Source organism: Paraburkholderia caffeinilytica (assembly GCF_003368325.1).
GTDB lineage: Bacteria > Pseudomonadota > Gammaproteobacteria > Burkholderiales > Burkholderiaceae > Paraburkholderia > Paraburkholderia caffeinilytica.
Genome location: NZ_CP031467.1, coordinates 3,292,451 through 3,317,144, shown reverse-complemented (window position 1 = coordinate 3,317,144; position 24,694 = coordinate 3,292,451). Strand labels below are relative to the sequence as shown.

Sequence of the window (24,694 nt, the reverse complement as noted above, 5' to 3'; positions counted from 1 at the left end):
TGTCATTGGCTCAGCCGGGCTGAACGTTATGCAACGCTTTCATAGGAAGCCGTCGTCTTGAATTTCGAACACCTTATCCAGATCAACGATCCGTTGAATCCGTTTGTCGATTCGATGACCCGCGAGCAGTTGTGGGAGGGGCTCGTGCTGCGCGCCGAGCAACCGCAACTGTTCGTGATCGGGCTCGACAGCTGCACCATCCTCTCGCGCGAAGGCGACACGCTCGAACGGGAATTGCACTACGGCCAGGCCACCGTGCGCGACCGTGTCACGCTGCAGGATCGCCAGAGCGTGCGCTACGACATTCTGCCGACCGCGGACTATGTCGGTGGCTCGCTGACGATGACGATCGAGCAGCCTGACGAACTACAGTTGTTCCTCCGCTTCGAATACGCGACCACCCTGCCCGTGTCCGACGACCAGGACGCCGTGCAGACGCAGGAAATCGTGAAGTCGGCGTATCGCGAGAACGATATCGACACCGTGCGGCTGATCCGCCAGTACGTGCAGACCCGGCAGGAACCCGGTTCGTTGCATTGAATCGCGAGCGGGCGGCTCCGCCCGCACCGCACCACTCAACTATCGAAAGTTAAATCCGATGAATTTCTCTTTCTTGTAAATGGGAATAGTTATCATTTAGAATTAACCCATCGAATCGACCAACAGCTAAAACGAATGACCGATCTCACGCGCTCTTCCACGCTCAGCCTGCGCCGCCCGGCGGCCGCGCTGACCAGCCGTCCGAAACCATCGGCGGCGACGGCAACCGCCGCGAAGCCTGCAGCGGATCACGCCGGCGGTACGAGCGAGAAGTCGGATCGGGTCGTGCGCAGCGACGCGCTGCTGCAGGGACATAGCCACGTCAGCATCCTGCACAACGGCGAGACCTACCAGCTGCGTGCAACGCGCTTAGGCAAGCTGATCCTGACGAAGTAACAGGCAACACCGAATAGCAGTACGTACCGGGTATTGTGGGGACCACCTCCTCGAGAGGTGTTGGGCATTAGCCAGCCACGACGGCTTGCACGCGAGAACTAGACCCCTTCGTGCAGACACCAAGCCAGCCGTCGCAGCAAGCCAGGCCGCTTTTTTGGTTCTCATTCTGGTTCTCACCCAATGCGGATGCACGAAACGACGTGTGTCGCAAATGCAGGAAATGAAAAAGCCGTGGGATCGCGTCATCTCCACGGCTTTTGTTTTGCAAGGCGCCGATCGGGTTCCGGCAGCACATTGAAGCGTTAAGCTTTACTTCGAGGCCCAGCCCCAGAACATGAGCCACCACGCGCTATCGACCACTGCCAGCGCCGCGGCGAACCACACCATCGCGAGTCCGCGTTGGACGAAGCGCTCGCTGTAGCGGCGTGTGACGAGCCAGGCGAGCCACGCGCTCCACAGGTTGGCAATCGCCAGAATCGCGATACGCATATCCGACGCCCACCACAACGACAGATGTTCCGCACGCAGCAGCGACAACGTGGTTGCCGACAAGCCGAGGAACACACCTGCGCCGGCAATCGGAATCAGGCCTTGCGTCAAATGATGCAGACGCACGGCGCTGAAGCGCCCCAGCATGCGCGTTGCGCCCATCAGCAGCACCAGCAACGCGGTGCCGTATACGAGCGCCGTGGCGAGGATGTAGCCAATCACCATCGTGCCGTCGAGCCACGAGAACACGTCGTTCTGCTCGGGGTAATGCGTGAACAGGAACCACGGCGCGTTGGTGTCGAGCGGCCAGGTGATGTCGTGATCGACAAGCCAGGTGGCGAAGAACATCTTCAGGTCGACGAACCAGCGCGAAGCGGTCCAGTGGAATGCGCCGATCGCGATGCCGAGCAGGCCATACAGGATCAACGCGGTGTCCCACGGGTTCGCCTGCCTGTCGCCAAGCTGCACGACCTCCGACGACGGCGCACGCCACGTCAGCGCGATCGCATCGCGATGTCCGCTGCAACGGCCGCACATATGGCAGTCCGACGCGCCCTTCATGTTGCGCAGCGGCACCAGCGGGGCGCAATTGATCGGAATCACGCGATGCCCATGCTCGCCGTTCTTGTACGAAAGGCGCCACGCGTCTTCGTCGACTTTGTAGTGGAACGGCGCGAGACGCGCCAGGAGCGAAAAGACCCCGTTGACGGGGCACAGATACTTGCACCAGACGCGCTTTTCGCGTCCGTAAAGCAAGCCGATGACCATCGCCGCGAAAGTCGAGCCGCCTAGCACCAGCAGCACGGCTTTCGGGTACTGGTAGACGCTGACCATCTGACCGTAGATGGTGGTGATGCCGAACGCGACGAACGGCCAGCCGCCCCAGCGCATCCAGCGCGGAATCGCCCAGCCGCGGCCGTACTTGCTGGCGAATTCAGCGAGCGCGCCTTCCGGACACAGCACGCCGCACCAGACGCGGCCGAGCATCACCATCGACAGCAGCACGAACGGCCACCAGATGCCCCAGAACACGAACTGCGCGGCCAGCGTCAGGTTGGTCCACAGATGCGCGGTGTCGTCCGGCAGCGGCGTCACCGCCGGCACGAGAATCAGGAACGCGTACACCGCCACGACGACCCATTGAATGCCGCGGATCAAACCGCCATGCCGCTGCATCCACTGCCCGGCCGCGGCGAGGCGGCCCGGGCGGGTCATGACGGTACTCATGCCGCGCGCCCTGCGGCCTGCTGCGCCGGCTTGCGATTCGCGCGACGCACCAGCAGATAGACGACCGCCCAATACACCGCGTAGGCAACCAGATTCATCAGCGCCGGGTGGGCGCGATAACCGGTGAGCGTCGCGACCAGCGAACCGAAGGTGCTCGAATCGTCGAGGACGGCCGACGAGTTCCACATCTGGTCGATGATCGTGGGCAGAACTTCCTTGTCGATCAGCTTGTCGACACCGGTCTGAAACAGGCCTGCGCCGAGGAACAGCAGCATGATTTCAGTGATACGGAAGAAGAGCCGCCACGAGAAAATCTTGCCGCCCAACTGAAGCACGTAGAAGGTCAGCAATGCAAGACCGAGGCCGATGATCACAGCAAGCATCTGGCTGCCATCCACGTGACCTGATTGGCCAAAGCCGAGACCGTACAGGAAGATCACCGTTTCGCTGCCTTCGCGGGCGATGGCCAATGCGACCAGCAATGCCACACCCCACCAGTTCGAATCGCGCTGACTCTTTTGCAGCGACTGTTCCATGTCGCGCTTGAGCGACCGGCCGTGCTGCTTCATCCACAGCACCATCTGCACGATCAGCACGCAGGCGACCAGCACCATTGCGGTCTGGAAATAATCCTGCGCGTCACCGGAGAGCACTTCGGTGAAACCGACCAGCGCCGCGCCGAGCGCGACCGCCGCGATCACACCGACCGCGACGCCGCCCCACAGGTACGGCAAACCGCGGCGCGCATCGTCGTCGCCATTCTTCAACCACGCGTACAGGATGCCGACGACCAGCAAGGCCTCAACGCTTTCCCGCCACACGATGAACAGAATCTGACCCATCCAAGCTCTCCCTCTACCCTTCCACTGCTTTGGCGAACGCTTAACCCGGCTGCTCGAGGCATGCGCTCGCACCCCAAGCCACTACTTTTACTTTGCGACGATCACGCCCTGCGCCTGCTGATGGAAATCGTCGAAGAACTTGTATTCGCCCGGCTCGAGCGGGGCAATCACGACGAACGAATCGCCGCCCGGCGCCAACACTTTTTCTTTGCGCAATTGCACGCTTTCGAATTCGGCCGCACCCTTGCCGGTGTTGTGTATCGCGATCTTGATGCGCTGCCCTGCCGGCACTTCGATGCGCGCCGGATTGAGCTTGCCGTCGTTCATTTCAAGCTTGAAGGTCGGCAGATCCGCTGCGTGCGCGGCCCCCACCGTCAAAACGGTCATGGCGAGGATCGCGATCTTTCGGTTAATTCTCATTAGCCTTTCCGGAAAACGCGGCGCGGCGGATTTCATCGTCCGCGCGCCGCCTGCTGCATTCACCCATTCACGCACGCGCGGCCTCAGGCGACGCGCGACGAGCCGCGATGATCCGCGTCTGCGGCGATCAGTAACCGCCCTTCTTGCCAATGCCCGCGTACGTGAAGTCGTATTCGAGCGTGATCGGCTTGAACCACGCGCCCACGCCGGTTTCCTTGTCGACGTGACGGCCAAACGCCATGTGACCGGTTTGCATCGGCGCTTCGACCACCAGCTTCAGGTGGTATTTGCCGGGGCCCTGCAGCTTGACGTTGTCGCCGTAGTGCGGACCGTCGTTGGCGACCATCGCCATCATGTCGCCCTTCTGGGTCTGATTCGAACCGGCTTTCGTCAATTCATAACGGACTTGCAGATATGGCATCCAGTCGCCTTCGGCGAAACCGGTCGGATTGTTCTTGACCGCGTGAATGTCGGCCTCGAGGTGGACGTCCGAATCCGACGCCTTGCGCATCATGCCTTCGGGTTCCATCGTGATCGGCTGCAGATAGACCGCGCCGATTTCCATGCCGCCCTGAATCTGGTGCTTGCCGATCGGGTATTCCGCTGCCGTTGCGGAAAGAGCCGCGACTGCGGCCACCGCTGCTGCGCCACCACGCACAAATGAAGAAATCCGCATTGAAACTCCTTGTTTTTATCAGACTGGAATCGAACCCATTGGAACAGTGCAGTGCGTGTGCGCTTTGAGCCGCCGCATTACTGACCGCATTACTAACGCTAATGCGAACCATTCTCAATATTGCGCGAGTTTATCATTGATCGGCGGCGAGAACAAACGAGGACGCTCGCAAAGCCTTACGGCAGCAGGGACTTAAGGCGGTGTTAAGGAAAGCGCAGGCGAAGGTGTTGGCAGGATGTAATGCGCAGGAAACACAAGGCGCGGCACATCGCCGCGCCTTTTATCGCTCCTTCCTTGCCAGGCAGGGAGAATTTATTCGACGCCGGGCACGTGGTCGCCGACGTTCGCGCCAAATACGCGCTGCCGCAACAGCGCCAGCTGGTCGCGGGTCTGTGCGGCTTTTTCGAACTCGAGATTCTTGGCGTGCTCCATCATCTGTTTTTCGAGACGCTTGAGTTCCTTGGCAAGCTGCTTCTCGGACATGTCCTCGAATTTCGCCCGGGTCTGCTGTTCCTTCAGCTCGGCGCGGGCGTCGTCGACGTTGTACACCCCGTCGATGATGTCGCGAATCCGTTTGACCACACCGCGCGGCGTAATGCCGTGCTCCACGTTGTACGCGATCTGCTTGGCGCGTCGCCGTTCGGTTTCGCCGATGGCGCGGCGCATCGAGTCGGTCACTCTGTCCGCATAGAGGATCGCCTTGCCGTTCACGTTACGCGCCGCCCGCCCGATGGTCTGGATCAGCGAGCGCTCGGCACGCAGGAAGCCTTCCTTGTCCGCGTCGAGAATCGCAACCAGCGAAACTTCCGGAATATCCAGCCCCTCGCGCAACAGGTTGATCCCGACCAGCACGTCGAACGTGCCCAGCCGCAGATCGCGGATGATTTCCACCCGCTCCACCGTATCGATGTCGCTGTGCAGGTAGCGCACCTTGACGCCGTGGTCGGCCAGAAACTCGGTCAGTTGCTCGGCCATCCGCTTGGTCAGCACGGTGACCAGCACACGGTCGCCCACCTTGACGCGCTCGTTGATCTCGGCCAGCACATCGTCGACCTGGGTACGCGCCGGGCGCACCTCGATTTCCGGATCGACGAGGCCGGTGGGGCGCACCAGCTGCTCGGCCACCTGGCCTGCCGTTTTCTGCTCGTAATCGGCCGGCGTGGCCGACACGAACACCACCTGGCGCATCTTGCGCTCGAACTCGTTGAACTTGAGCGGGCGATTGTCGAGCGCCGACGGCAAGCGAAAACCGTAGTCGACCAGATTCTCTTTACGTGCGCGGTCGCCGTTATACATGCCGTTCAGCTGGCCGATCAACACGTGCGACTCGTCGAGCAGCATCAACGCGTCGGGCGGCAGATAGTCGACCAGTGTGGGCGGCGGTTCGCCGGGCGCGGCGCCCGAAAAGTGCCGCGAGTAGTTCTCGATGCCCTTGCAGAAGCCCAACTCCTGCAACATTTCCAGATCGAAGCGGGTGCGCTGCTCGAGCCGCTGCGCTTCGACGAGCTTGCCGTTGCTGTAGAAGAACTCGAGCCGGTCGCGCAGCTCGGTCTTGATCGTTTCGACCGCGCGCACCACGGTGTCGCGCGGCGTGACATAGTGCGACGACGGATAAACGGTGAAGCGCGAAATCTTCTGCCGCACGCGGCCGGTGAGCGGATCGAACAGTTGCAGCGTTTCGACCTCGTCGTCGAACAACTCGATGCGCACCGCCATTTCGGCGTGCTCCGCCGGGAAAATATCGATCGTGTCGCCGCGCACGCGGAACGAACCGCGCTGGAAGTCGGCTTCATTGCGGTTGTACTGCATCGCGATCAGCCGGGCGATGATGTCGCGCTGACCGAGCTTGTCGCCCGTGCGCAACGTCAGAATCATCTTGTGATATTCCGACGGGTTGCCGATACCGTAAATCGCCGACACCGTGCCGACAATGATCACATCGCGCCGCTCCATCAGGCTCTTGGTGGCCGACAGGCGCATCTGCTCGATGTGCTCGTTAATCGAGGAATCCTTTTCGATGAAGAGGTCGCGCTGCGGCACGTACGCTTCCGGCTGGTAGTAATCGTAGTACGAGACGAAGTACTCGACCGCATTGCGCGGAAAGAACTCGCGAAACTCCGAATAGAGCTGCGCGGCGAGCGTCTTGTTCGGCGCGAACACGATCGCCGGCCGGCCAAGCCGCGCGATGGTGTTGGCCATCGTGAAGGTTTTGCCGGAGCCGGTCACGCCGAGCAGCGTCTGGAACGACAAGCCGTCCTCGACGCCTTCGACGAGCGTGTCGATCGCCGTCGGCTGGTCGCCGGCGGGCGGATACGGCTGGTAAAGCCGGAACGGCGAGCCTTCGAACGTGATGAATTTGGATTCGTCGAGCGTCTCGTCGACTTCAGTCAGATGGTGTTCGGACATGGGGCGGCACCGGGCCTTGGGCAAAGAACTATTCTAACGGGTTGCGGGAACCCGGGCCGAGCGGGTCCGCGTAGGGTTGCGGGGGTGGCGGGACGCACGCCGCAGGGGGCCGATGCAGAGGCATTTTCCCGTCGGATTGCAGCAGCTGTTCGGCCTTCGCCGGCTTCGTCCGAGCCAGATTCGGCACGGCTGCATCGCCTGAGTGCCTGTTTTTCAAGCAAATAATTCAGCCCAACAGGCTTTGTCGGCCGAAAAATGCCTGCGGATTCGCTACAATGCCAAGTTGCGCTCGCTCGCCGATGCCCGCCCTGCGTCTGAATTGTCCGTCAGTCAGACACCGTTGGCCGGCCGCCCGAGCTTGAAGCCGCCCTCTTTTCACTACTGCTGCTCACCCATCATGTCTCTGTTCTCCGCCGTCGAACTTGCTCCCCGCGACCCGATTCTGGGCCTGAACGAAGCCTTCAACGCCGATGCGCGCGCCACCAAGGTCAACCTTGGCGTTGGTGTGTACTTCAATGAAGAAGGCAAGATTCCGCTGCTGCGCGCCGTGCGCGACGCGGAAAAGGCACGCGTCGAAGCCGCGCTGCCGCGTGGCTATCTGCCGATCGAAGGCATCGCTGCCTACGACGCTGCCGTGCAGAAGCTGCTGCTCGGCAACGACTCGCCGCTGATCGCCGCAGGTCGCGTCGTGACGGCGCAAGCACTGGGCGGCACGGGCGCACTGAAAATCGGCGCCGACTTCCTGAAGCGCCTGAACCCGAACGCCAAGGTCGCGATCAGCGATCCGAGCTGGGAAAACCACCGCGCGCTGTTCGAAAGCGCCGGCTTCGAGGTCGTGAACTATCCGTACTACGACGCGCACACGCACGGCGTGAACTTCGAAGGCATGCTGAGCGCGCTGAACGGCTATGCCGCAGGCACGGTTGTCGTGCTGCACGCATGCTGCCACAACCCGACCGGTGTCGACCTGACTGTCGACCAATGGAAGCAGATCGTCGAAGTCGTCAAGGCACGCGATCTGGTGCCGTTCCTCGACATCGCTTATCAGGGTTTCGGCGACAACATCGAATCCGACGCTGCAGCAGTCCGTCTGTTCGCGGCATCGGAACTGAACGTGTTCGTGTCGTCGTCGTTCTCGAAGTCGTTCTCGCTGTACGGCGAACGTATCGGCGCACTGTCGATCATCACGGCAAGCAAGGAAGAGTCGGCGCGCGTGCTGTCGCAACTGAAGCGCGTGATCCGCACGAACTACTCGAACCCGCCGACGCACGGTGGCTCGGTGGTCGCAGCGGTGCTCGCTTCACCCGAATTGCGCGCCACGTGGGAAACGGAACTCGCTGAAATGCGCGACCGTATCCGTGCCATGCGCAACGGTCTGGTCGAACGTCTGAAGGCAAGCGGCGTGGATCGCGACTTCAGCTTCGTGAACGCACAACGCGGCATGTTCTCGTACTCGGGGCTGACGTCGCCGCAAGTGGACCGTCTGCGTGAAGAGTTCGGCATCTATGCCGTGGGTACGGGCCGCATCTGCGTGGCCGCGCTGAATACGCGCAACCTCGACGTGGTGGCTAACGCGATCGCTCACGTGTTGAAATAAGGCATTTCGGAAGCGCGAGCGCGCGTTCATTGCACGCGCTTTGTTTTGCTGAGGCTGCTTGAATTACTTGTTTGAACCGCTTGTAGAAACGGCGCCCTTTCAGGCGCCGTTTTTTATTGGCCGACAGTGGCCTAGTGTGATTGTCGCCTACCGATACGGTCTGATACGGTCTGCTGTCGCGACTCACTGCTCGCGACCCGCCACCGTCAATTGCTGACGTAACCTGCTGCACTCACCCTACGGCAGTTTCAGCGCGAATCCCGATGGATATCGTGCGTGACAAAACCTGCGTCGTTATCCGGCATGTCGAGCCAGTCCGGTTGCGCAAGCGATTGACGGATATCTTCCAGACCACTTCTCCAGTGTTCACGCATAGTGGAAAGGCCGAACTGGAAGTCCTTGAAGTGCCCTTCGTATTCCTTCTGCCGATAGATAAGGTGGAACACGTTGTAGCGCTTCGAACACGATAGTTCATCCGCCAGCTTGCACCACGGATCGTCGCGCTGGTCAGACGGCACGCGGTCGAGCACCTCGCGCAGCACATGCCGGAACCGCTGCGAACGTTGCAGCATATCGGTCACGAGGCGCGTGCGGCTCGAGTACTGGATGTCTTTCATGCGCCCTTGAACGTCGGTGATATTGTCCGGCACCGGCCCGATCGCGCTCCACAGATCAACCTGAAACGCGAGCGTATCGCGACGCGGCGTGGTCTGAATCACCTCATAGAGCGGCGTGTTCGACATCAGGCCGCCGTCCCAGTAGTACTGGCCGTCGATTTCGACTGCCGCGAAACCCGGTGGCAACGCACCTGACGCCATGAAATGCTCAGGCCTCAGTTTCGTATGCGTGTTGTCGAAGTAGGCGAAATTACCCGTACCGCAATTCACCGCACCCACCGACACACGCGTCTCACCGGAATTGATCCGATCGAAATCACAAAGCGCTTCCAGCGTGGCCTTAAGCGGCGTGGTGTCATAGTAGCTCGCCAGTTGCGGCGGCCCGGAGACCGTTGGCAACGGCGGCGGGAAACGCGGCACGAAAAAGCCCTTTTGCCCTTCCACGATCGCGCCCATCGCCTGGGTCGCCGTGAAAGCCTTGCGAACGGCTTCACTGGAATTGAACAGCGCGTGCTCGATAAAGGCCGGCAATGGCGGCCCGAACGCCGGTTGGCAGATCGTCTCCCAGAATTGCATCAGCCGCTCGACGCGTTTCTCCGGCGGATTGCCCGCAATGATGGCCGTATTGAGCGCGCCGATCGAAATGCCGGCGAGCCAGTTCGGCTCGATACCGGCTTCGTAAAGCCCCTGAAAGACGCCGGCCTGATAGGCGCCCAACGCACCGCCGCCCTGCAGCATCAACGCGACGGTTTCGTACTTGGGCAAATCGAGCTGCCGGCCGGGATGCACGGCGGGCGCCGGACCTGCGCCCTCGCCTTCCCCGCCGCCGGGCGCGCCGATGCGCGCCCGCTTGAGATTGCGTTGCGCCATGGGCGCCTCCTTATTGCATGTACCAGCCGTGGCTCACAATAAAGGACTGGCCGGTCAGCGCCGCGCTCGGGAAAGTGGACAGGAACAACACCGTCTGCGCGACGTCTTCCACGGTGGTGAAGATGCCGTCGACCGTGCCGCCCAGCATCACGCGCTTGATCACGTCTTCTTCGCTGATGCCGAGCTCCTTGGCCTGCTCGGGAATCTGCTTGTCGACCAGCGGCGTGCGCACGAAACCCGGACACACCACGTGCGAGCGTACATTGTGTTTCGCGCCTTCCTTGGCCAGCACGCGCGAGAGCCCCAGCAGCGCATGTTTGGCCGTCACATAGGCGGACTTCAGCGGCGACGCTTCGTGCGAATGGACCGAGCCCATGTAGATCACGATGCCGCCGCGATCGTCTTTGTACATGTGCTTGAGCGCGGCCTTGGTGGTGAGGAAAGCGCCGTCCACGTGGATCGCCTGCATCTTCTTCCAGTCGGAAAACGAGTAGTTTTCAATCGGATTGACGATCTGGATGCCGGCGTTTGAAATCAGAATGTCGATCGAGCCGAACTCAGCCGCGACTTTGTCGATGCCCTGGTTGACGGCGTCTTCGTTCGTGACGTCCATTGCCACACCGATTGCCTTGCCGCCGCCCTGTTTGATTTCCTCAGCGACGGCGTTCGCGCCGTCCTGGTTCAGGTCGGCAATCGCGACCGCCGCGCCCGCTGCGGAGAGCGTGAGCGCAATCTGCTTGCCGATGCCGCTCGCGGCGCCGGTAACTACCGCAACCTTGCCATTCAGATTCGTGTTCAGTGACGACATCCAGAACCTCCATGCAGTTGATGAACAATGAGACCACGGGCTACGGGCAGCGTGAAGTCAGCCAAACGGCATAGGCCGTCTGGCTGAATGCTGCACTGCGGCCAACGCTGCTATTGTGCATGAACCTTGTGAACTCCATCCGTAAACCGCACATCGAGCTTTATCTCTTTAAACTAGACGTTTCAGCGGGATTCCGGCGGCATCACCACCAAGGAGGAATGCATGAATTATCGACGTCTGGGCCGTTCCGGCCTGCAAGTCAGCGAACTGTCCATCGGCTCATGGGTCACCTACGGCAATCAGGTGGATCATCGTGCGGCGCGCGAGTCGCTTGCGGCCGCGCGCGATGCGGGAGTCAACTTCTTCGACAACGCCGAGGTGTATGCCGCCGGCCAATCCGAAGAAATCATGGGCCAGGCGCTCAAGGAACTGGCATGGCCGCGCGTGAGCTACGTGGTATCGACGAAATTCTTCTGGGGACTCAACGAAGCGCCGAACCAGTATCACACGCTGAACCGCAAATACTTGCTGAGCGCGATCGACACGTCGCTCAAGCGCCTGCAGCTCGATTATGTCGATCTGGTGTTCTGTCATCGTCCTGACCCGAACACGCCGGTCGAGGAAACCGTCTGGGCCATGAGCGACATGATCACGCGCGGCAAGGCGCTGTACTGGGGCACCTCGGAATGGAGCGCCGACGAAATCCGCGCGGCATACGAGATCGCTGAACGGCATCATCTGCACAAACCCGTCATGGAGCAGCCGCAGTACAACCTGTTCCACCGTAAGCGCGTCGAGCAGGAATACAAGCGGCTTTACGAAGACATTGGCCTTGGGCTGACCACCTGGAGCCCGCTCGCGTCCGGCCTGCTCACGGGCAAGTACCGCGACGGCGTACCTGCCGATAGCCGCGCGCAGTTGCAAGGCTACGACTGGCTGCGCAAGCAGCTCACCGATGTCGGCAAGAACAATGTGGTCGGCAAGCTGGGGGAAGTAGCCGACGAGCTGGGTTGCACGGTCGGCCAGTTGGCGATCGCGTGGATTCTGAAGAATCCGAATGTAAGCACCGTGATCACCGGCGCGTCGCGCGTCGAGCAGATCGGTGAGAACATGAAATCCGCCGAGGTGGCCGAGCGAATGACGCCGGAGATCAAGCAGCAGATCGAGGAGATCGTCGGCGACGCCAGCGACTGAGCGGTGGCGCCAGACCCGGCCGGACCGGCTCGGACCAGACCGCGGAGCATGGCCCGTGCACCATCGGGGCCGTGTCACGCGCAACGCACTACGGAGTGCAACGCGGCGTCGCGTACAATACGCGACCGCGCTGCACTTCAGTTGTGCTGCCGCTTTGCACTCGCATCGCCGAATCCGCCCTGGACCGGCACGCCCTCTTTCAGCGTCTCCTCATCATGCTCAGCTACCGCCACGCCTTTCATGCAGGCAATCACGCCGACGTTCTGAAACACGCCGTCGTGTTGCAGTTACTGCGCTACCTCAGCCTGAAGGACAAGGCCTACTGGTATATCGACACGCACGCGGGCGCCGGCGTCTATTCGCTGAAGGAAGGCTACGCGACGAAAACCGGCGAGTTCCAGACCGGCATCGCCAAACTCTGGGAGCGTAACGACCTGCCGTCGATCTTCGCCGACTACGTCGACGAAGTGAGCGCGCTGAACCCGGATGGTCAGTTGCGCTTCTACCCAGGCTCGCCGTATATCGCGTGGCGGCAGATGCGGGAACAGGACCGCATGCGCCTGTTCGAACTGCACACCACTGAAATCGACGTGCTGCGCCATAACTTCCGCGACGCAGGCCGCCGCGCGATGCTTTATGCGGGCGACGGCTTCGACGGCATCCTCGCGTTGCTGCCGCCAGCGCCGCGCCGCGCGCTGGTGCTGCTCGATCCGTCGTACGAAGACAAGCGCGACTACACGCGGACGTTGCGCTGCGTCGAAGAAAGCCTGAAGCGCTTTCCAACCGGCACGTACGCGGTCTGGTATCCGCAGGTAAAACGCCTTGAATCGCAGCGCTTCCCCGATCAGCTGAAAAAGTTGCAGGAGCGCAACTGGCTGCATGTGAGCCTGACAGTCAGCAATCCGCCGACCGACGGCTTCGGGTTGTTCGGCAGCGGCATGTTCATCCTGAATCCGCCCTATACGCTGGCAAAAACGCTGAAAGACGAGATGCCCTGGCTGGTCCAGACACTCGGCGAGGACAAGGCCGCGCAGTTCAAGGTCGAATATCGCGGCGATTGAGTCTGGTTGCCGGCTTCGCGCGCACGTATCGTGGCGCTCAGGCACCGGCCGCGGTTTGGTCAAGCACCCGTCGCGGCACACGGCCGGCATCGCTGATTTGAGCACGCACGTATCGTGGCGGTTGGGCAGCGTCCCGGGCCGCACATGCGCGCATTACTCTGCGGTACGACACGTGCGCGACCGCTCGCATCACCCACCGCCCAACCGCTTACTTGAGTTGCGCCGCTGCCTTGCGTGCGAAATCGTTAGTATAGGTTGTGCTCAGATCGATCTTTTTCGGATCGAGACGGTTATCGAACGACGACAAGGCGCGCAGTGAAGTCGCCGGACCATCCGCGGGCATCAAGCCATCCGGTGAATACGCGTCGCGCACGTTGTGGAACGCCTCTACATAGAGCGCCGGATCGTTGAGCAAATAGGCCGGCGGCACCATCTTCAGCAGGTCGGCATCGCTGGCGGTCTGCAACCAGTGGTCCGCGCGCACGATCGCATTGGCAAGCGCCTGTGTCGTCTTCGGATACTTCTGGATGAAAGTCTCGGATGCGTAAAGCGTCGCTGCCGGCATCGTCCCGCCGAACACCTCCTGCGTGCCCTTGACGGTACGCGTATCGACCAGCACTTTGATCGCGCCGCTACGCGTCAGCTTGGTCATCATCGGATCGACATTCGACAGCGCGTCGATCTGACCGTTGCTCACCGCGGCAAGCACCGTGGCGCCGCTGCCCACGCCGATCGCCGAAATCTCACTGCGCTGTACGCCGGCCTTGCGCAAAGCCACGGTGAGCACCAGATCCGTTGACGAACCCGGCGCGCTCACGCCGACTTTTGCTCCCTTGAAGTCCGACAATGTCTTGATCTGATCGGCCTTCGACTTCAGCACCGCGACGACGATCTGCGGCGCGCGGCCCATCAGCACGAATGCCCGGTAGTGTTGTCCCTTTGCCTGCATGAACAGCGTGTGTTCGAACGCGCCGGCTCCCACGTCGGCACTGCCTCCCACGACCGCTTCCAACGCCTTCGACCCGCCCGCAAAATCTTCGAGCGTGACATCGAGCCCTTCGTCCTTGAAGTAGCCCAGCTGCTGCGCGGCGAGTACCGGCAAATAGTAGAGGCCCGGCAAGCCGCCAACGGCCATCGTCAACGTGGGCTTTTCCGGGGTGTCTTTGGCGAGCGCGGTGCCGGGTAGCGTCGCCGGTACGATCAGCGCGACCAGCGTGACGCAGGTGCTGGCGGCACGCCGCATCCAGTGAGTGGGCATGTGGTGTCTCCTTGTTCTGTTTTCATTCGATGCGATGGCGCTGCGCACGACGCATGGTCTGCATCGTTGGCGAGGGCGCGCGCAACGATTGTCGTCGGACGATGCCGCGCACGCCATGCATCGAAACCCGAATGGCGTATGTCGCGCCTCGCGCATTAACCGAAAGCACGCGTGCACAGATGCTGAACGACAGAGGGTCCGCCACTCGAGGCGTCGATGGTTGAAAAAGGGGAGATATCGCGCCGGGGACGCTTAGTGCGGCTTATTGCGGCTTATTGTGCACGGGGCACGGAGCGAGGCTGCGACTGCGGTTGTGATGACTGCGTCCCACCGCCGACAGGCACCGGGATATAGGGCGCCACAACGTACGGTACCGATGAATTCGGCGCCAACTCCGTTGGCGTTGCGATAGGCTGCGCCCCTACGATCGGCTGCCGCGAGAGCGGCGCAGTCTGCAGCACGGTACCGCTCTGGCCGTCGCTGATGCCGCTCTGCGAGTCGAGTATCACGGGCTTGCGGGCGCTACTGCTCGACGCAGCGAACGTCGTCGATACGGCAAAAACCGTTGTCAGCGTGGCTGCGACGGCGATGGCCAGGACAGATTTGAGCGAGCGGGCAGGAAGCATGGGCGGACCGGTTGAGGTTGGGAATGCCGGATTGCACAGAAAGCGCTTTACCTTACCGCGACGGCAATCGTCAGGCTAGTCGTTATTGCTCATGAGTCGCCTTGACGCGCTACTTGCCGTGAAATTCTCATGGTCCAGATGTGACAAAGCCCCGTCTATACGGGGCTCAACACCTTACTGCAATGGCGACGCACGAGCGCTGCCGGGTCAAACCTGATGCAGTTGAAACTTACAGCGAGTAGCCGTTGGTTTCGAGCGAGCGGATGCGCTGTTCGAGCTGAACGATATCCGACGACGACGCCAGATAGTCTTCACGACGGCTGCGTTCTGCAGTTTCAAACCAGGTGCTCAGCTTTTCAAGTACGTATGCAAACATGATGTTCTCCAAGGATCAGATTGAATCCCCGGTGAGTTCTGCATCAGGGATTTCCCGCAAAAGGGTTAACCCGGATTATATCCCTATGGTGCAACCTTGCTAGTGAAATGCCCGCATGACGTGCATTCCGTTTTGGAATGGTGCACGCCCTTGGTGCACATAAGTCATTGATTTAACTAAATTCAAGATGGTTTTTTTGCGACTCACGATATTACCCCATTTTAATTTGCACCATTTATGTGCATTTTGTACCCAGTTGCGACAAATCCCCGAGCAGGTTCCATTCCGTGCCTTCAAATCGGATGACAACTCTTCCCCGACACCAGATCGGGATCGGCGAGCCGCTCGATAATCGGGCAATCCGGGCGCTCGTCGCCGTGGCAATGGTCAGCCAGGTGCGCCAATGTGTCGCGCATGTCGGTCAGCTCGGCAATGCGGCGATCGAGCTCCGCGACGTGCTCCAGCGCAATCGCCTTCACTTCGGCGCTGGCGCGCGACCGGTCGTGCCACAGCGCCAGCAGGCGGCGAATGTCGTCCACCAGAAACCCGAGACGGCGCGCCTGCCGGATGAAACGCAGCGAATGGACCTCTTGCGGCCCGTATACACGATAGCCGGCGCTCGTGCGCGCCTTCGCCGCCAGCAGACCCACGCTTTCGTAGTAGCGAATCATCTTCGCCGTGACGCCCGAGGCGCGGGCCGCTTCACCGATATTCATGACTGTTTCCCCAATGTGTGCGTCGATCGTACACCTTCCCATTGTGGGAAGGTCAGCGACTTAATTGCGCGTCGGCAGGCATAATTCAATCATCGCGACATTCATTTTTTCGAGGCAATCCCGATGACGATCGAATTCCAGGTAGAAGGCATGAGCTGCCAGCATTGTGTGGCTGCAGTCACGAACGCGATCCACGAACACGATGGCGCAGCTCACGTCCAGGTCGATCTGGCATCCGGCCGCGTGGCGGTCGAATCGGCGCAACCGGCTGACACGCTCAAAGCCGCAATCGACGAGGCCGGTTACACCGTGACCAGTATGACCAGCGGCCCGGCCCGCTAAGCGAGCGACCGTCATGTTCAAGGTTGCCGTCATTGGGGCTTCCGGGCTGCTCGGCCGAGCCCTCGTCAACGAACTGGCACAGCAGGCCGGTTGGCAAGTCGTCGCCACGGCGTTCAGCCGGCCGGGGCCGAACACGGTCGCGCTGGATATTCGCGATGCGCGGGCGGTCGAGCAATTTGTCGAGCGCGAAGCGCCGGACGCGCTCGTGATTGCCGCCGCGGAACGTCGGCCAGATGTGTGCGAGCACGATCCGGCGCTCGCCCAGGCGTTGAACGTCGATGCGGTGCGCACCCTGGCCGCGGCGGCAAAGCGGCGCGGCGCATGGACGCTCTCGATCTCAACCGATTACGTGTTCGACGGCACTCACCCGCCCTATCGGCACGATTCCGCGCCCGCGCCGCTCAATGCCTATGGGCGCAGCAAACTCGAAGGCGAGCGGGCGCTGACGGAATCCACCGATCTCGGCTGCGTGCTGCGTTTGCCGCTGCTGTATGGACCGATCGTCGATTGGGCAGAATCGGCGGTGACGAGTCTCGTGCCGGCGATTGCCGCGTCTGCTTCACGCGAGGGCAAGGCTGCCGTCATGGATGCATGGGCGATTCGCTATCCGACCTTTACACCGGACGTCGCGTTCGTGATCCGGCAAATGCTCGAACGGCATGCGCGTGGCGATGCGATTCGCGGCGTCGTGCAATGGTCGGGCGATGAGCCGATGAACAAGTATGAAATCGCGGTGCGGCTGGCCGTTGCACTGCAACTCGATGCCCGACTGACGCCACAGCACACGCCCACCGACGCAACGCCGCGTCCGCATAACTGTCACCTGGCTTCGGACCGGCTCGAGACGCTCGGCATCGGCCGCCGCACGCCGTTCGACGTTGCGATCCGGCAAGTGCTGGCCGGGTTCCCGTGGCGGGGCGAAACGGCGGCGTAGTTTCGCGGCAACGAACTCAACCTCAGCAGATCGGCATCAATGAAAATCACGGCTCGCCGTGGCCAGTTCGCCGAGCCAGTCGCTGTGATCCTCGAGACGATGCGCGACGAGATGGATCACCTCGCCCTTCTGTTTCCGTTTCGCCTTGCCGGTTTTGTTTGCGTTCACCACATTGCCGGCGCTGTCACTGCCGGTAGAGACACCATCGTCACGCTGCAAGACGCCATACACCGCCAGCAACGATGACCCCAGCAGCACCTTGCGCTGCTTTTCCACCAGCGCTGGCCAGACGATCACATTGATCGAACCGGTTTCGTCTTCGATGGAAACGAACACGGTGCCGTTTGCCGTGCCCGGCCGCTGCCGCACGGTGACGATGCCGCAAGCGCGCGCCAGCGTGCCGTGCTGACACGCAGCGAGTTCGGCCGCTGTGCGAAAACGTTGCCTGGCAAGACGCTCGCGCAATAGCGCGAGCGGATGACGATTGAGCGTGAGGCCAATGCTCGCGTAATCGTCGACGATCTCACGGCTCTCGGCTGCCTGCGGTAATGCCAGCGGTGCTTCGGCGATCGGCGCATCGCGCAGCAGTTTGGGCACCGTGTGCTGCGCGGTCACCGCCCACCACGCCTCGCGCCGATGGCCTGCGATGCTGACCAGCGCGTTCGCCGCGGCAAGCGCTTCGAGATCGCGCCGAGTCAATGCCGCGCGACGCGCCAGATCGTCGACATCGGTAAACTGCGCGTCGCTGCGAGCCGCCATGATGCGTTCGGCCGCCACCTGCGAAAGACCTTTGATCAGATGCATGCCGATACGCACTGCCGGACCGCGCGCACCATAGGTTTTCGACGATTGGAATACGCGTGCGGTCAGCTGTTTTGCCGCACGCCGGATCGTCCGGGCCACCGTGAAGCGCCGCAGCGACAGATCGCGTAATTGCTGCGCGGACAATACGCCCTGCTGACGATGCAAACAGGTCTCGCTCGATGAAATCCGCTGCCCTTCACGACCGCGTCTTTCGAAGGTCGAATCCCAATCGCTCAAGGTCACGTCGGGCGGCAATACCTGGACGCCATGGCGCCGGGCATCCTGCACGAGTTGCGACGGCGAATAAAACCCCAATGGCTGACTGTTCAGCAGACCCGCCAGAAAAGCGGCCGGCTCATAACGTTTCAACCACGCGCTGAGATAAACGAGCAAGGCAAAGCTCGCCGCGTGGCTTTCAGGAAAGCCATATTCGCCGAAGCCCTCGATCTGTTTGCAGATACGCTCGATAAACTCCTTTTCATAGCCACGCGCTAACATGCGATCGGTCAGATCCTGCTGATACTTCGCCAGATTGCCGCTACGCCGCCATGCGGCCATTGCGCGACGTAACTGGTCGGCCTGCTCACCGGTGTATTTGGCCGCAACCATCGCGAGGTGCATCACCTGCTCCTGGAAAATCGGCACGCCGAGCGTGCGTTCAAGCACCGGCCGCAACTCATCTTTAGCGTAGTCCTCTGCCTCGAGGCCCTGCTTACGACGCAAATACGGATGCACCATGCCGCCCTGGATCGGCCCAGGCCGCACGATCGCGACTTCGATCACGAGATCGTAGTACTTGTTCGGCTTCAGTCGCGGCAACATGCTTTGCTGCGCACGCGATTCGATCTGGAATACACCGATCGTATCGGCATGACCGCACATTTCGTAGACGGCTCGATCCTCGCGCGGAATATCCTGCACCCTGAATTTCGGAAAGCCGCGCCGCAATGCGACGAACTCCAGCGCGCGCCGGATAGCAGACAACATGCCGAGCGCCAGCACGTCGACTTTCAACAGCCGGAGCGCATCGATATCGTCCTTGTCCCATTCGATCACGCTACGGTCTTTCATCGTCGCGTTCTCGATCGGCACGAGCCGCGACAGCTTGTCTTTCGCGATCACAAAGCCACCGACGTGTTGCGACAGATGGCGCGGGAAGTTGCGCAATTCCTTGGTGAGGCGAATCAGATTCTGCGTGATGTGCGAGTTGGCATCGAAGCCTGCTTCAGCCAGATATTTGGCGACTGCATCCGTGCCGTCCCACCATTGCTGCGATTTGCTGATCCGCTCGATCAGCGACGCTTCGAGTCCCAATGCCTTGCCGACGTCTTTCAGCGCACTGCGCGCGTGATACGTAATCAGCGACGCAGTCAACGCCGCGCGATGACGGCCGTACTTACCGTAGATATATTGGATCACCTCTTCCCGGCGCTGATGCTCGAAATCGACGTCGATATCAGGGGGTTCACTACGCGCGCGCGAGATGAACCGTTCGATCAGCATGTTCATGTGTACCGGATCGATTTCCGTCACATGCAGGCAATAGCAAATGATCGAATTCGCCGCCGAGCCTCGCCCCTGACACAGTATGTTTCTGGAGCGCGCGAAGCTCACGATATCGTGCACCGTCAGGAAATACTTCTCGTATTTCAGTTCGGCGACCAGCCTCAGTTCTCTCTCGATCTGATCGATCCGCTTGAGATCCATCCCTTTCGGCCAGCGCTCCGTCGCGCCGGCCATGACCAGTTTGCGTAGATAGCTCGATGGCGACTCACCCGCGGGCACCAATTCTTCCGGATACTCGTACTTGAGTTCGTCGAGCGAGAAGCGACACAGGGCGGCGATACGCAGCGTTTCTTCAAGCGTGTCGCGCGGATACAGTTTGCCGAGCCGCACGCGAGTGCGCATATGCCGCTCGGCATTGGCCTCGAGCGCGTGACCACACGCCGATAGCGGTGTGACGAGGCCGATCGCGGTCAGGGTGTCCTGCAACGGCTTGCGCGATCGCGCATGCATCAGGACGCCACCAGCTGCTACCAAGGGCAAACCACTCGCTTTTGCAATCATTCGCAATGCGTCGATCTGCAGATCGTCACTGCCGGTTTGCCAGAGTTCGAGTGCGATCCATGAACGTTGTGGAGCGAACGATGCCAGCCAATGTGCACAACGCAATGTGTGCGAGAGCGTCGCCGTGCGCTGCGGCACGAGAATCAGGACGCAATCGGGCAATGCTTTGAGATGCCCGAGATGCGGTAGCGAGTCGGTGAAGTCGGACGGATTGAGGCGATAGCTGCCTTTGTCCGCACGCGAACGGGCCAACGTGATCAGTTCGGAAAGATTGCCGTAGCCATTGCGGTTGGTTGCGAGCGCAACCAGTGTGCAGAACGGTTCGCCGGCATCGTCCGTCAAATTGAGTTCGCTGCCGATGATGAGGTGAGGGATTGGTTTTAGCGCCTCTTGCTCAGTGGTTGCTGGTTTTGGGGTTTGTGGTTCGGTGGTTTGTGGTTCGGTGGTTTGTGGTTCGGTGGTTTGTGGTTCGGTGGTTTGTGGTTCGGTGGTTTCTGGTTCGGTGGTTTCTGGTTCTGCGGTTTCTGGTTCTGCGGTTTCTGGTTCTGCGGTTTCTGGTTCTGCGGTTTCTGGTTCTGCGGTTTCTGGTTCTGCGGTTTCTGGTTCTGCGGTTTCTGGTTCTGCGGTTTCTGGTTCTGCGGTTTCTGGTTCTGCGGTTTCTGGTTCTGCGGTTTCTGGTTCTGCGGTTTCTGGTTCTGCGGTTTCTGGTTCTGCGGTTTCTGGTTCTGCGATCTGTGGTTTTGGGGTCTGTGGTTCTGCGGATTCTTGCTGGGGCTCCGCTGGCTTTGTAACCGACGGTTCCGCTGCTTCTTCTAAAGACGCCCCTGCCTGCGCGGCATTTGCCTTGTCCTCGCGCTCCTTCTGTTGGCGGTCCCGCTCCTGTCTGATTTCCCTCACCGCCGTGTGCGCGCGTACGACGCCCGCGAGCGAGCATTCATCGGTGATCGCGAGTGCGCTATAGCCGCGCGACATCGCCTGCTCGACCAGTTCATGCGGGTGCGACGCACCGCGCAAAAACGAGAAATTAGTCAGACAATGCAGTTCCGCATACGGCGGCAATTGAGCCGCAAGCGCCTGCTCCAACAAGAATGGGGACCGGGAATTTGCCATGATGCTCAGCCGAACAAACCCTGCAAATACCATTCGCCGCCAAGACGTTCTCGGTACACCCAGAACATTTGGCCACGATCGTCTGCCGCAACGTAGTAATCCCGTTCGACGAGGTTACCGTCCCACCACCCTGCTTCAATCCGTTCGGTACGCGTGAGCATTTTCAGCGGCCGACGATAGATCGGCCGCTGGTCACGCACCATCAGGCGTAGCGGTTTGTCAAGCATCCAGACCGGGCGAGGCTGCGATGGCAACGCACTCTCGGGCAGATCGAGTGAGGCTTGGGCCGGTTGTGTTATGAATAGGCAGTTGCTTTTAGCGCCACTCTCTTTTTCAGGCCGTCGGGATAAGCGCTCTGGGTGTGCTGTGCGTTCTGCCTGTTCTGCCTGTGTCGCCGCATCGTCGTCTGCGTGCACGCGTTCCAGTGCAGCATGCCGCAACTCATCGGTCAGCCAGGTTTTGTCAGCTTTGATTTTTGCCTTGGCTTTCGCAGACGAGCGCTTCTTGCGCGAAAACGCTTGTGCCTGATAGGCCTCGACGCGCATTGCCCGCTCAGGCCGATGATCGTTCTGCACCGACATCTGCAGCACATTCTCCGCCCCCAAGCGCGCGCTCAGGCGTTCGAGCAGACGTGCGATCGAATCACCGTCTGACCCGGGCATTGGAAACAAGGTATCCGAGCACCCTGCATACTCGCCGATCTGATCCGCCACGAGTTTCAACTCGATCACCGGCGCCACCAAAACCGTCTGGTTCAACTTCTCGCGCAACAGCCAGATCAGATGCTCGGCATCGCGCGACGGTATGGCCCATGCGACCTTCAGACTCGACGTCTTCGGCGCATGACGGGCTGCCAATTCATGTTCGAGCAACAACGTATAACCACTAAGCGCCGCATGATGTGCGCTCAACCAGCCCGCCAGCTGCACAATCAGCCGACGCGCGGCGAACAGTAGCGCATCGGCGTTATCGACCCGCGACGGCAACTCCAGCTGCGCGTGAAACGATGCTGGCGCGCGGAACGATTCGCGCGGATCCGGACGCGCACCGTACGCCTGCGCCAGCAGATCCAGAATGTCGCTGCCGAAACGTCTCACGACGCCCGACCTTGGAAATTGCCTCAAGTCGGCCAGCGTTGCGCAACCGACATGCGTCAACGCATCGCGATGCGCCTGCGAAACCGGCAACAACAACACGGATAAGCGGTCAAGGACCCGCGCAAGCGACGTTTCCTTTACTACATGCCAACGATGCCCCTGCCGATCGGCGTGCGCCTGAGCCAACAACCACGCGCCCCAAGGTGTCGGTGCACATGCTATGCGCGCCGTATAACCGAATTCAGCCACCGTCCTGGACACCCGCGACAACAACGCGCGCAAGCCGCCGAACAACCGCAAGCCGGAGCCCACTTCCAGCAACAAGGTATGCGCGTGCCCTAGCGACACCTTCGGCGTGTACGTCAACAAAGCGAGCGCCATCGCTTCGAACGCCTGCGTTTCGCGGCCTGTGTCTGCGGCAAGCATCTTAAGACCGGGCGCCAGAGCCAATGCGTACGAGCGCGACTGACCTGCATGCACCCCGGCACGCAATGCGTAGAAATCCGGCATCAGAATGTGCGCGTGATCTGCCAGCGCATAGCAGCGCACCTCAGTGTCGCTGTTGGCACCGGGAGGTTGGCTTATTTCGCCTGACTCACACCGATTCGGCTTCGCGGGCGAACCATCCGGGAGCGGCTCGAGAGGCTTCACCGCTTCCAGCGACAAGAGTGGCAATGTGACTGCGATCCACAACATGTTTGATCTCTCGTCCTTGATTGCTGCCGACACCGCTTCCCGGCAACAAGACGCTTTGTAACGGCAAAATGAGATGCAGAGGTTCCGCTAGCGGCGGGCCACGGCGCTTGAAGATGTCGATCGAGATACCAATCTCCTGCAGCCATTGACGACGGTTGATCGTCTGCGCATTGGCCGGCAAAAGCGGCTCGCAGATCATTCGCAATGGCGCTGGCGAAGATTGCGCGGCTGCCTCGACTGGTCGGATCAAAAATGCCAGAGATGCCGACTCCTGAGCCGCCACCTGCAGACGCCGAACCTTATCGGCGCGCGCATTCGGCAGCCATACCAGCACTGCGCCAATGCCATCCTGCTTCAGTGCCTGAGCGGCGGCCCACAGGGACTGGTCTTCACTCGAGCGCACCCATAAGACGCGCTCGACATCGATACCCCAAGCCCTCAATGCCGAAGCGCAGGGCTGGTAAGGAGGCGCCACGAGCATGACGTGTCGTTTGGCTTGGGCCGTAAGATGCCGGAGCGCACGGGCCAGCAGGCGCAGTTCGCCGACTCCTCCGTGTTCGATCAATAGCTCCGTCAGGCCGCCGGCCGACCAACCTTGTCCGGGAAGCAGTTGATCCAGCGCGGCATAGCCGCTGGAAATCACCCGCGAGTCCGCCTCGGCAAGTTCATTGCCCTGCCACATCTGTCGCCGCAATTGCGACGACAACGCCGTCGTCGCCAGACGAATCGCTGCTGCCATAGACACGCTCGTTCAATAGGGAATGCTCCGCCCTGCCCGGCATCGAGCACACATGGGCGACGAGTTTTCACTGTATATTTATACAGTATTTCAAGAGGGATGTTAAGACAAGCTGATGCGACGAAACGCGCGCAGGAAGGAAGTAAAAAAGATGGTGAAGCCGTTTTGTTGCAGGGTTTCGCCTGCCGGAGAGCTGTCCTTTGACGCTACCGCTAAACAAGACTCGAGCGCTTGCGTACCGTGGGAGGGATGAGAAAAGCAGAGAGTCCGCACATGGACACTGCGGATATGGGCAAGCGCTGACGGGTTACACGAACGCGCTGCGGATCGGGAAGGAGTGGCGGTGGGAGAGCGGGCGCGTATCGGGCAGGGACACGCGGGGCGATGTGCCATCTCGGGTCATCCGGACGAAGTGCCGGTGTGAGCGTGCGATCGCAGTCGTGATGGCATGGCCGGGGGGCAGCGCCCCGTGCTGCGTGCGCTTCCTGCGGGCTGTGTTTGTCCCGCTGTTTGCCGCGCCGTGTTTCTGCCGGGCTGTTTCTGCCGCACTATGTGTTTACCGCACTGTTTCTGTCGCGTAAACGCAGAAACCCCACCGTTTCGGGGTGGGGTTTCTGCTGCTGGGGAGCCTGACGATTACCTACTTTCACACGGGAATCCGCACTATCATCGGCGTGGAGTCGTTTCACGGTCCTGTTCGGGATGGGAAGGGGTGGGACCGACTCGCTATGGTCATCAGGCATGACTTGTTGCCGTACTGCCTTTGGGCAATACAGCCAATCTGGA

22 protein-coding genes, 1 rRNA gene and 1 pseudogene are annotated in these 24,694 nt (G+C 61.0%); 8 read left to right on the top strand and 16 right to left on the bottom strand.

Features of this window, described 5'->3' with window-relative positions; translation table 11 throughout:
* Window positions 1–57: 57 nt before the first annotated feature.
* Entirely contained in the window at window positions 58–540 is a 483-nt protein-coding gene (locus DSC91_RS31155) for an SRPBCC family protein (protein ID WP_115782367.1), read from the top strand.
* 135 nt (window positions 541–675) lie between these two features.
* The gene (gene hemP / locus DSC91_RS31150; RefSeq protein ID WP_115782366.1) at window positions 676–936 is read left to right on the top strand and encodes a hemin uptake protein HemP; all 261 of its coding nucleotides are present in this window, start codon (window positions 676–678) and stop codon (window positions 934–936) included.
* A gap of 309 nt (window positions 937–1,245) precedes the next feature.
* Here hemP and DSC91_RS31145 read toward each other — a convergent pair whose 3' ends face one another.
* From DSC91_RS31145 to uvrB, 5 genes are all read right to left on the bottom strand, one after another.
* Window positions 1,246–2,652 carry a 4Fe-4S binding protein gene (locus tag DSC91_RS31145; protein ID WP_115782365.1) on the bottom strand — a complete coding sequence of 469 codons (1,407 nt, stop codon included), beginning with the start codon at window positions 2,650–2,652 and terminating at the stop codon, window positions 1,246–1,248.
* Window positions 2,649–3,494: an FTR1 family iron permease gene (locus DSC91_RS31140; protein ID WP_115782364.1), complete on the bottom strand. Its 846-nt coding sequence runs from the start codon at window positions 3,492–3,494 to the stop codon at window positions 2,649–2,651. Before DSC91_RS31140 ends, DSC91_RS31145 begins: the two co-directional genes overlap by 4 nt.
* Window positions 3,495–3,581: 87 nt before the next feature.
* Window positions 3,582–3,914 (bottom strand): cupredoxin domain-containing protein, encoded by a 333-nt coding sequence (locus tag DSC91_RS31135; RefSeq protein ID WP_115783567.1) that lies wholly within the window; start codon window positions 3,912–3,914, stop codon window positions 3,582–3,584.
* A gap of 127 nt (window positions 3,915–4,041) precedes the next feature.
* The gene (locus DSC91_RS31130; protein ID WP_115782363.1) at window positions 4,042–4,590 is read right to left on the bottom strand and encodes an iron transporter; all 549 of its coding nucleotides are present in this window, start codon (window positions 4,588–4,590) and stop codon (window positions 4,042–4,044) included.
* A gap of 312 nt (window positions 4,591–4,902) precedes the next feature.
* Window positions 4,903–6,996 (bottom strand): excinuclease ABC subunit UvrB, encoded by a 2,094-nt coding sequence (uvrB, locus tag DSC91_RS31125; protein WP_115782362.1) that lies wholly within the window; start codon window positions 6,994–6,996, stop codon window positions 4,903–4,905.
* 397 nt (window positions 6,997–7,393) lie between these two features.
* Here uvrB and DSC91_RS31120 point away from each other — a divergent pair, with 397 nt between their 5' ends.
* Window positions 7,394–8,593, top strand: coding sequence for an amino acid aminotransferase (locus DSC91_RS31120; protein WP_115782361.1), 1,200 nt, complete (start codon window positions 7,394–7,396; stop codon window positions 8,591–8,593).
* A gap of 248 nt (window positions 8,594–8,841) precedes the next feature.
* Here the strand turns inward: DSC91_RS31120 and DSC91_RS31115 are convergent, their stop codons facing one another.
* Together DSC91_RS31115 and DSC91_RS31110 are read right to left on the bottom strand one after the other, a co-directional pair.
* Complete coding sequence (locus tag DSC91_RS31115) at window positions 8,842–10,080, bottom strand: DUF3734 domain-containing protein (protein ID WP_115782360.1); 1,239 nt, start codon at window positions 10,078–10,080, stop codon at window positions 8,842–8,844.
* Window positions 10,081–10,090: 10 nt separating this feature from the next.
* Window positions 10,091–10,888, bottom strand: a complete 798-nt coding sequence (locus tag DSC91_RS31110) for a 3-hydroxybutyrate dehydrogenase (protein WP_115782359.1) — start codon at window positions 10,886–10,888, stop codon at window positions 10,091–10,093.
* 222 nt (window positions 10,889–11,110) lie between these two features.
* Between DSC91_RS31110 and DSC91_RS31105 the strand changes: the two genes are divergently transcribed.
* A complete protein-coding gene (locus DSC91_RS31105) occupies window positions 11,111–12,082 on the top strand; it encodes a potassium channel beta subunit family protein (RefSeq protein ID WP_115782358.1) in 972 nt (323 codons plus the stop codon).
* Between the two features lie 215 nt (window positions 12,083–12,297).
* On the top strand, window positions 12,298–13,143 hold the full coding sequence (locus DSC91_RS31100) for a 23S rRNA (adenine(2030)-N(6))-methyltransferase RlmJ (RefSeq protein ID WP_115783566.1): 846 nt from the start codon (window positions 12,298–12,300) through the stop codon (window positions 13,141–13,143).
* Between the two features lie 208 nt (window positions 13,144–13,351).
* On the opposite strand, the gene DSC91_RS31095 is transcribed toward DSC91_RS31100, so the two are convergent.
* From DSC91_RS31095 to cueR, 4 genes are all read right to left on the bottom strand, one after another.
* Window positions 13,352–14,401, bottom strand: coding sequence for an ABC transporter substrate-binding protein (locus DSC91_RS31095; RefSeq protein ID WP_115782357.1), 1,050 nt, complete (start codon window positions 14,399–14,401; stop codon window positions 13,352–13,354).
* A 272-nt stretch (window positions 14,402–14,673) separates the two neighbouring features.
* Window positions 14,674–15,027, bottom strand: a complete 354-nt coding sequence (locus DSC91_RS38380; protein WP_115782355.1) for a hypothetical protein — start codon at window positions 15,025–15,027, stop codon at window positions 14,674–14,676.
* Window positions 15,028–15,256: 229 nt separating this feature from the next.
* Window positions 15,257–15,403: a DUF3563 family protein gene (locus DSC91_RS31080; protein WP_115782354.1), complete on the bottom strand. Its 147-nt coding sequence runs from the start codon at window positions 15,401–15,403 to the stop codon at window positions 15,257–15,259.
* Between the two features lie 293 nt (window positions 15,404–15,696).
* A complete protein-coding gene (cueR, locus tag DSC91_RS31075; RefSeq protein ID WP_115782353.1) occupies window positions 15,697–16,119 on the bottom strand; it encodes a Cu(I)-responsive transcriptional regulator in 423 nt (140 codons plus the stop codon).
* Between the two features lie 123 nt (window positions 16,120–16,242).
* Between cueR and DSC91_RS31070 the strand changes: the two genes are divergently transcribed.
* Both DSC91_RS31070 and DSC91_RS31065 read left to right on the top strand, forming a co-directional pair.
* Window positions 16,243–16,461, top strand: coding sequence for a heavy-metal-associated domain-containing protein (locus tag DSC91_RS31070; protein ID WP_115782352.1), 219 nt, complete (start codon window positions 16,243–16,245; stop codon window positions 16,459–16,461).
* A 13-nt stretch (window positions 16,462–16,474) separates the two neighbouring features.
* Window positions 16,475–17,395, top strand: coding sequence for a dTDP-4-dehydrorhamnose reductase family protein (locus tag DSC91_RS31065; protein ID WP_115782351.1), 921 nt, complete (start codon window positions 16,475–16,477; stop codon window positions 17,393–17,395).
* Between the two features lie 36 nt (window positions 17,396–17,431).
* On the opposite strand, the gene DSC91_RS31060 is transcribed toward DSC91_RS31065, so the two are convergent.
* Window positions 17,432–20,608, bottom strand: a complete 3,177-nt coding sequence (locus DSC91_RS31060) for an error-prone DNA polymerase (protein ID WP_244218036.1) — start codon at window positions 20,606–20,608, stop codon at window positions 17,432–17,434.
* Between the two features lie 75 nt (window positions 20,609–20,683).
* Between DSC91_RS31060 and DSC91_RS38075 the strand changes: the two genes are divergently transcribed.
* Entirely contained in the window at window positions 20,684–21,082 is a 399-nt protein-coding gene (locus DSC91_RS38075) for a hypothetical protein (protein ID WP_162831424.1), read from the top strand.
* Between the two features lie 129 nt (window positions 21,083–21,211).
* On the opposite strand, the pseudogene DSC91_RS38375 reads toward DSC91_RS38075, so the two are convergent.
* The 4 genes and pseudogenes from DSC91_RS38375 to rrf form a co-directional block, all read right to left on the bottom strand.
* Window positions 21,212–21,376 (bottom strand): annotated as a pseudogene (locus DSC91_RS38375) (hypothetical protein); the annotation flags it as partial.
* A gap of 5 nt (window positions 21,377–21,381) precedes the next feature.
* Entirely contained in the window at window positions 21,382–23,169 is a 1,788-nt protein-coding gene (locus DSC91_RS31050) for a Y-family DNA polymerase (protein ID WP_115782350.1), read from the bottom strand.
* The gene (gene imuA, locus DSC91_RS31045) at window positions 23,069–23,908 is read right to left on the bottom strand and encodes a translesion DNA synthesis-associated protein ImuA (RefSeq protein ID WP_115783565.1); all 840 of its coding nucleotides are present in this window, start codon (window positions 23,906–23,908) and stop codon (window positions 23,069–23,071) included. The genes DSC91_RS31050 and imuA overlap by 101 nt, the downstream gene beginning before the upstream one ends.
* A gap of 627 nt (window positions 23,909–24,535) precedes the next feature.
* Window positions 24,536–24,648 (bottom strand): 5S ribosomal RNA (rrf, locus tag DSC91_RS31040).
* Between the last annotated feature and the right edge of the window lie 46 nt (window positions 24,649–24,694).

What these genes read in the sequence shown, in the direction of transcription:
- hemP (WP_115782366.1), top strand. Translation starts at nt 676, where the DNA reads ATGACCGATCTCACGCGCTCTTCCACGCTCAGCCTGCGCCGCCCGGCG.
- DSC91_RS31145 (WP_115782365.1), bottom strand. Translation starts at nt 2,652, where the DNA reads ATGAGTACCGTCATGACCCGCCCGGGCCGCCTCGCCGCGGCCGGGCAG.
- DSC91_RS31140 (WP_115782364.1), bottom strand. Translation starts at nt 3,494, where the DNA reads ATGGGTCAGATTCTGTTCATCGTGTGGCGGGAAAGCGTTGAGGCCTTG.
- DSC91_RS31135 (WP_115783567.1), bottom strand. Translation starts at nt 3,914, where the DNA reads ATGAGAATTAACCGAAAGATCGCGATCCTCGCCATGACCGTTTTGACG.
- DSC91_RS31130 (WP_115782363.1), bottom strand. Translation starts at nt 4,590, where the DNA reads ATGCGGATTTCTTCATTTGTGCGTGGTGGCGCAGCAGCGGTGGCCGCA.
- uvrB (WP_115782362.1), bottom strand. Translation starts at nt 6,996, where the DNA reads ATGTCCGAACACCATCTGACTGAAGTCGACGAGACGCTCGACGAATCC.
- DSC91_RS31120 (WP_115782361.1), top strand. Translation starts at nt 7,394, where the DNA reads ATGTCTCTGTTCTCCGCCGTCGAACTTGCTCCCCGCGACCCGATTCTG.
- DSC91_RS31115 (WP_115782360.1), bottom strand. Translation starts at nt 10,080, where the DNA reads ATGGCGCAACGCAATCTCAAGCGGGCGCGCATCGGCGCGCCCGGCGGC.
- DSC91_RS31110 (WP_115782359.1), bottom strand. Translation starts at nt 10,888, where the DNA reads ATGTCGTCACTGAACACGAATCTGAATGGCAAGGTTGCGGTAGTTACC.
- DSC91_RS31105 (WP_115782358.1), top strand. Translation starts at nt 11,111, where the DNA reads ATGAATTATCGACGTCTGGGCCGTTCCGGCCTGCAAGTCAGCGAACTG.
- DSC91_RS31100 (WP_115783566.1), top strand. Translation starts at nt 12,298, where the DNA reads ATGCTCAGCTACCGCCACGCCTTTCATGCAGGCAATCACGCCGACGTT.
- DSC91_RS31095 (WP_115782357.1), bottom strand. Translation starts at nt 14,401, where the DNA reads ATGCCCACTCACTGGATGCGGCGTGCCGCCAGCACCTGCGTCACGCTG.
- DSC91_RS38380 (WP_115782355.1), bottom strand. Translation starts at nt 15,027, where the DNA reads ATGCTTCCTGCCCGCTCGCTCAAATCTGTCCTGGCCATCGCCGTCGCA.
- DSC91_RS31080 (WP_115782354.1), bottom strand. Translation starts at nt 15,403, where the DNA reads ATGTTTGCATACGTACTTGAAAAGCTGAGCACCTGGTTTGAAACTGCA.
- cueR (WP_115782353.1), bottom strand. Translation starts at nt 16,119, where the DNA reads ATGAATATCGGTGAAGCGGCCCGCGCCTCGGGCGTCACGGCGAAGATG.
- DSC91_RS31070 (WP_115782352.1), top strand. Translation starts at nt 16,243, where the DNA reads ATGACGATCGAATTCCAGGTAGAAGGCATGAGCTGCCAGCATTGTGTG.
- DSC91_RS31065 (WP_115782351.1), top strand. Translation starts at nt 16,475, where the DNA reads ATGTTCAAGGTTGCCGTCATTGGGGCTTCCGGGCTGCTCGGCCGAGCC.
- DSC91_RS31050 (WP_115782350.1), bottom strand. Translation starts at nt 23,169, where the DNA reads ATGTTGTGGATCGCAGTCACATTGCCACTCTTGTCGCTGGAAGCGGTG.
- imuA (WP_115783565.1), bottom strand. Translation starts at nt 23,908, where the DNA reads ATGGCAGCAGCGATTCGTCTGGCGACGACGGCGTTGTCGTCGCAATTG.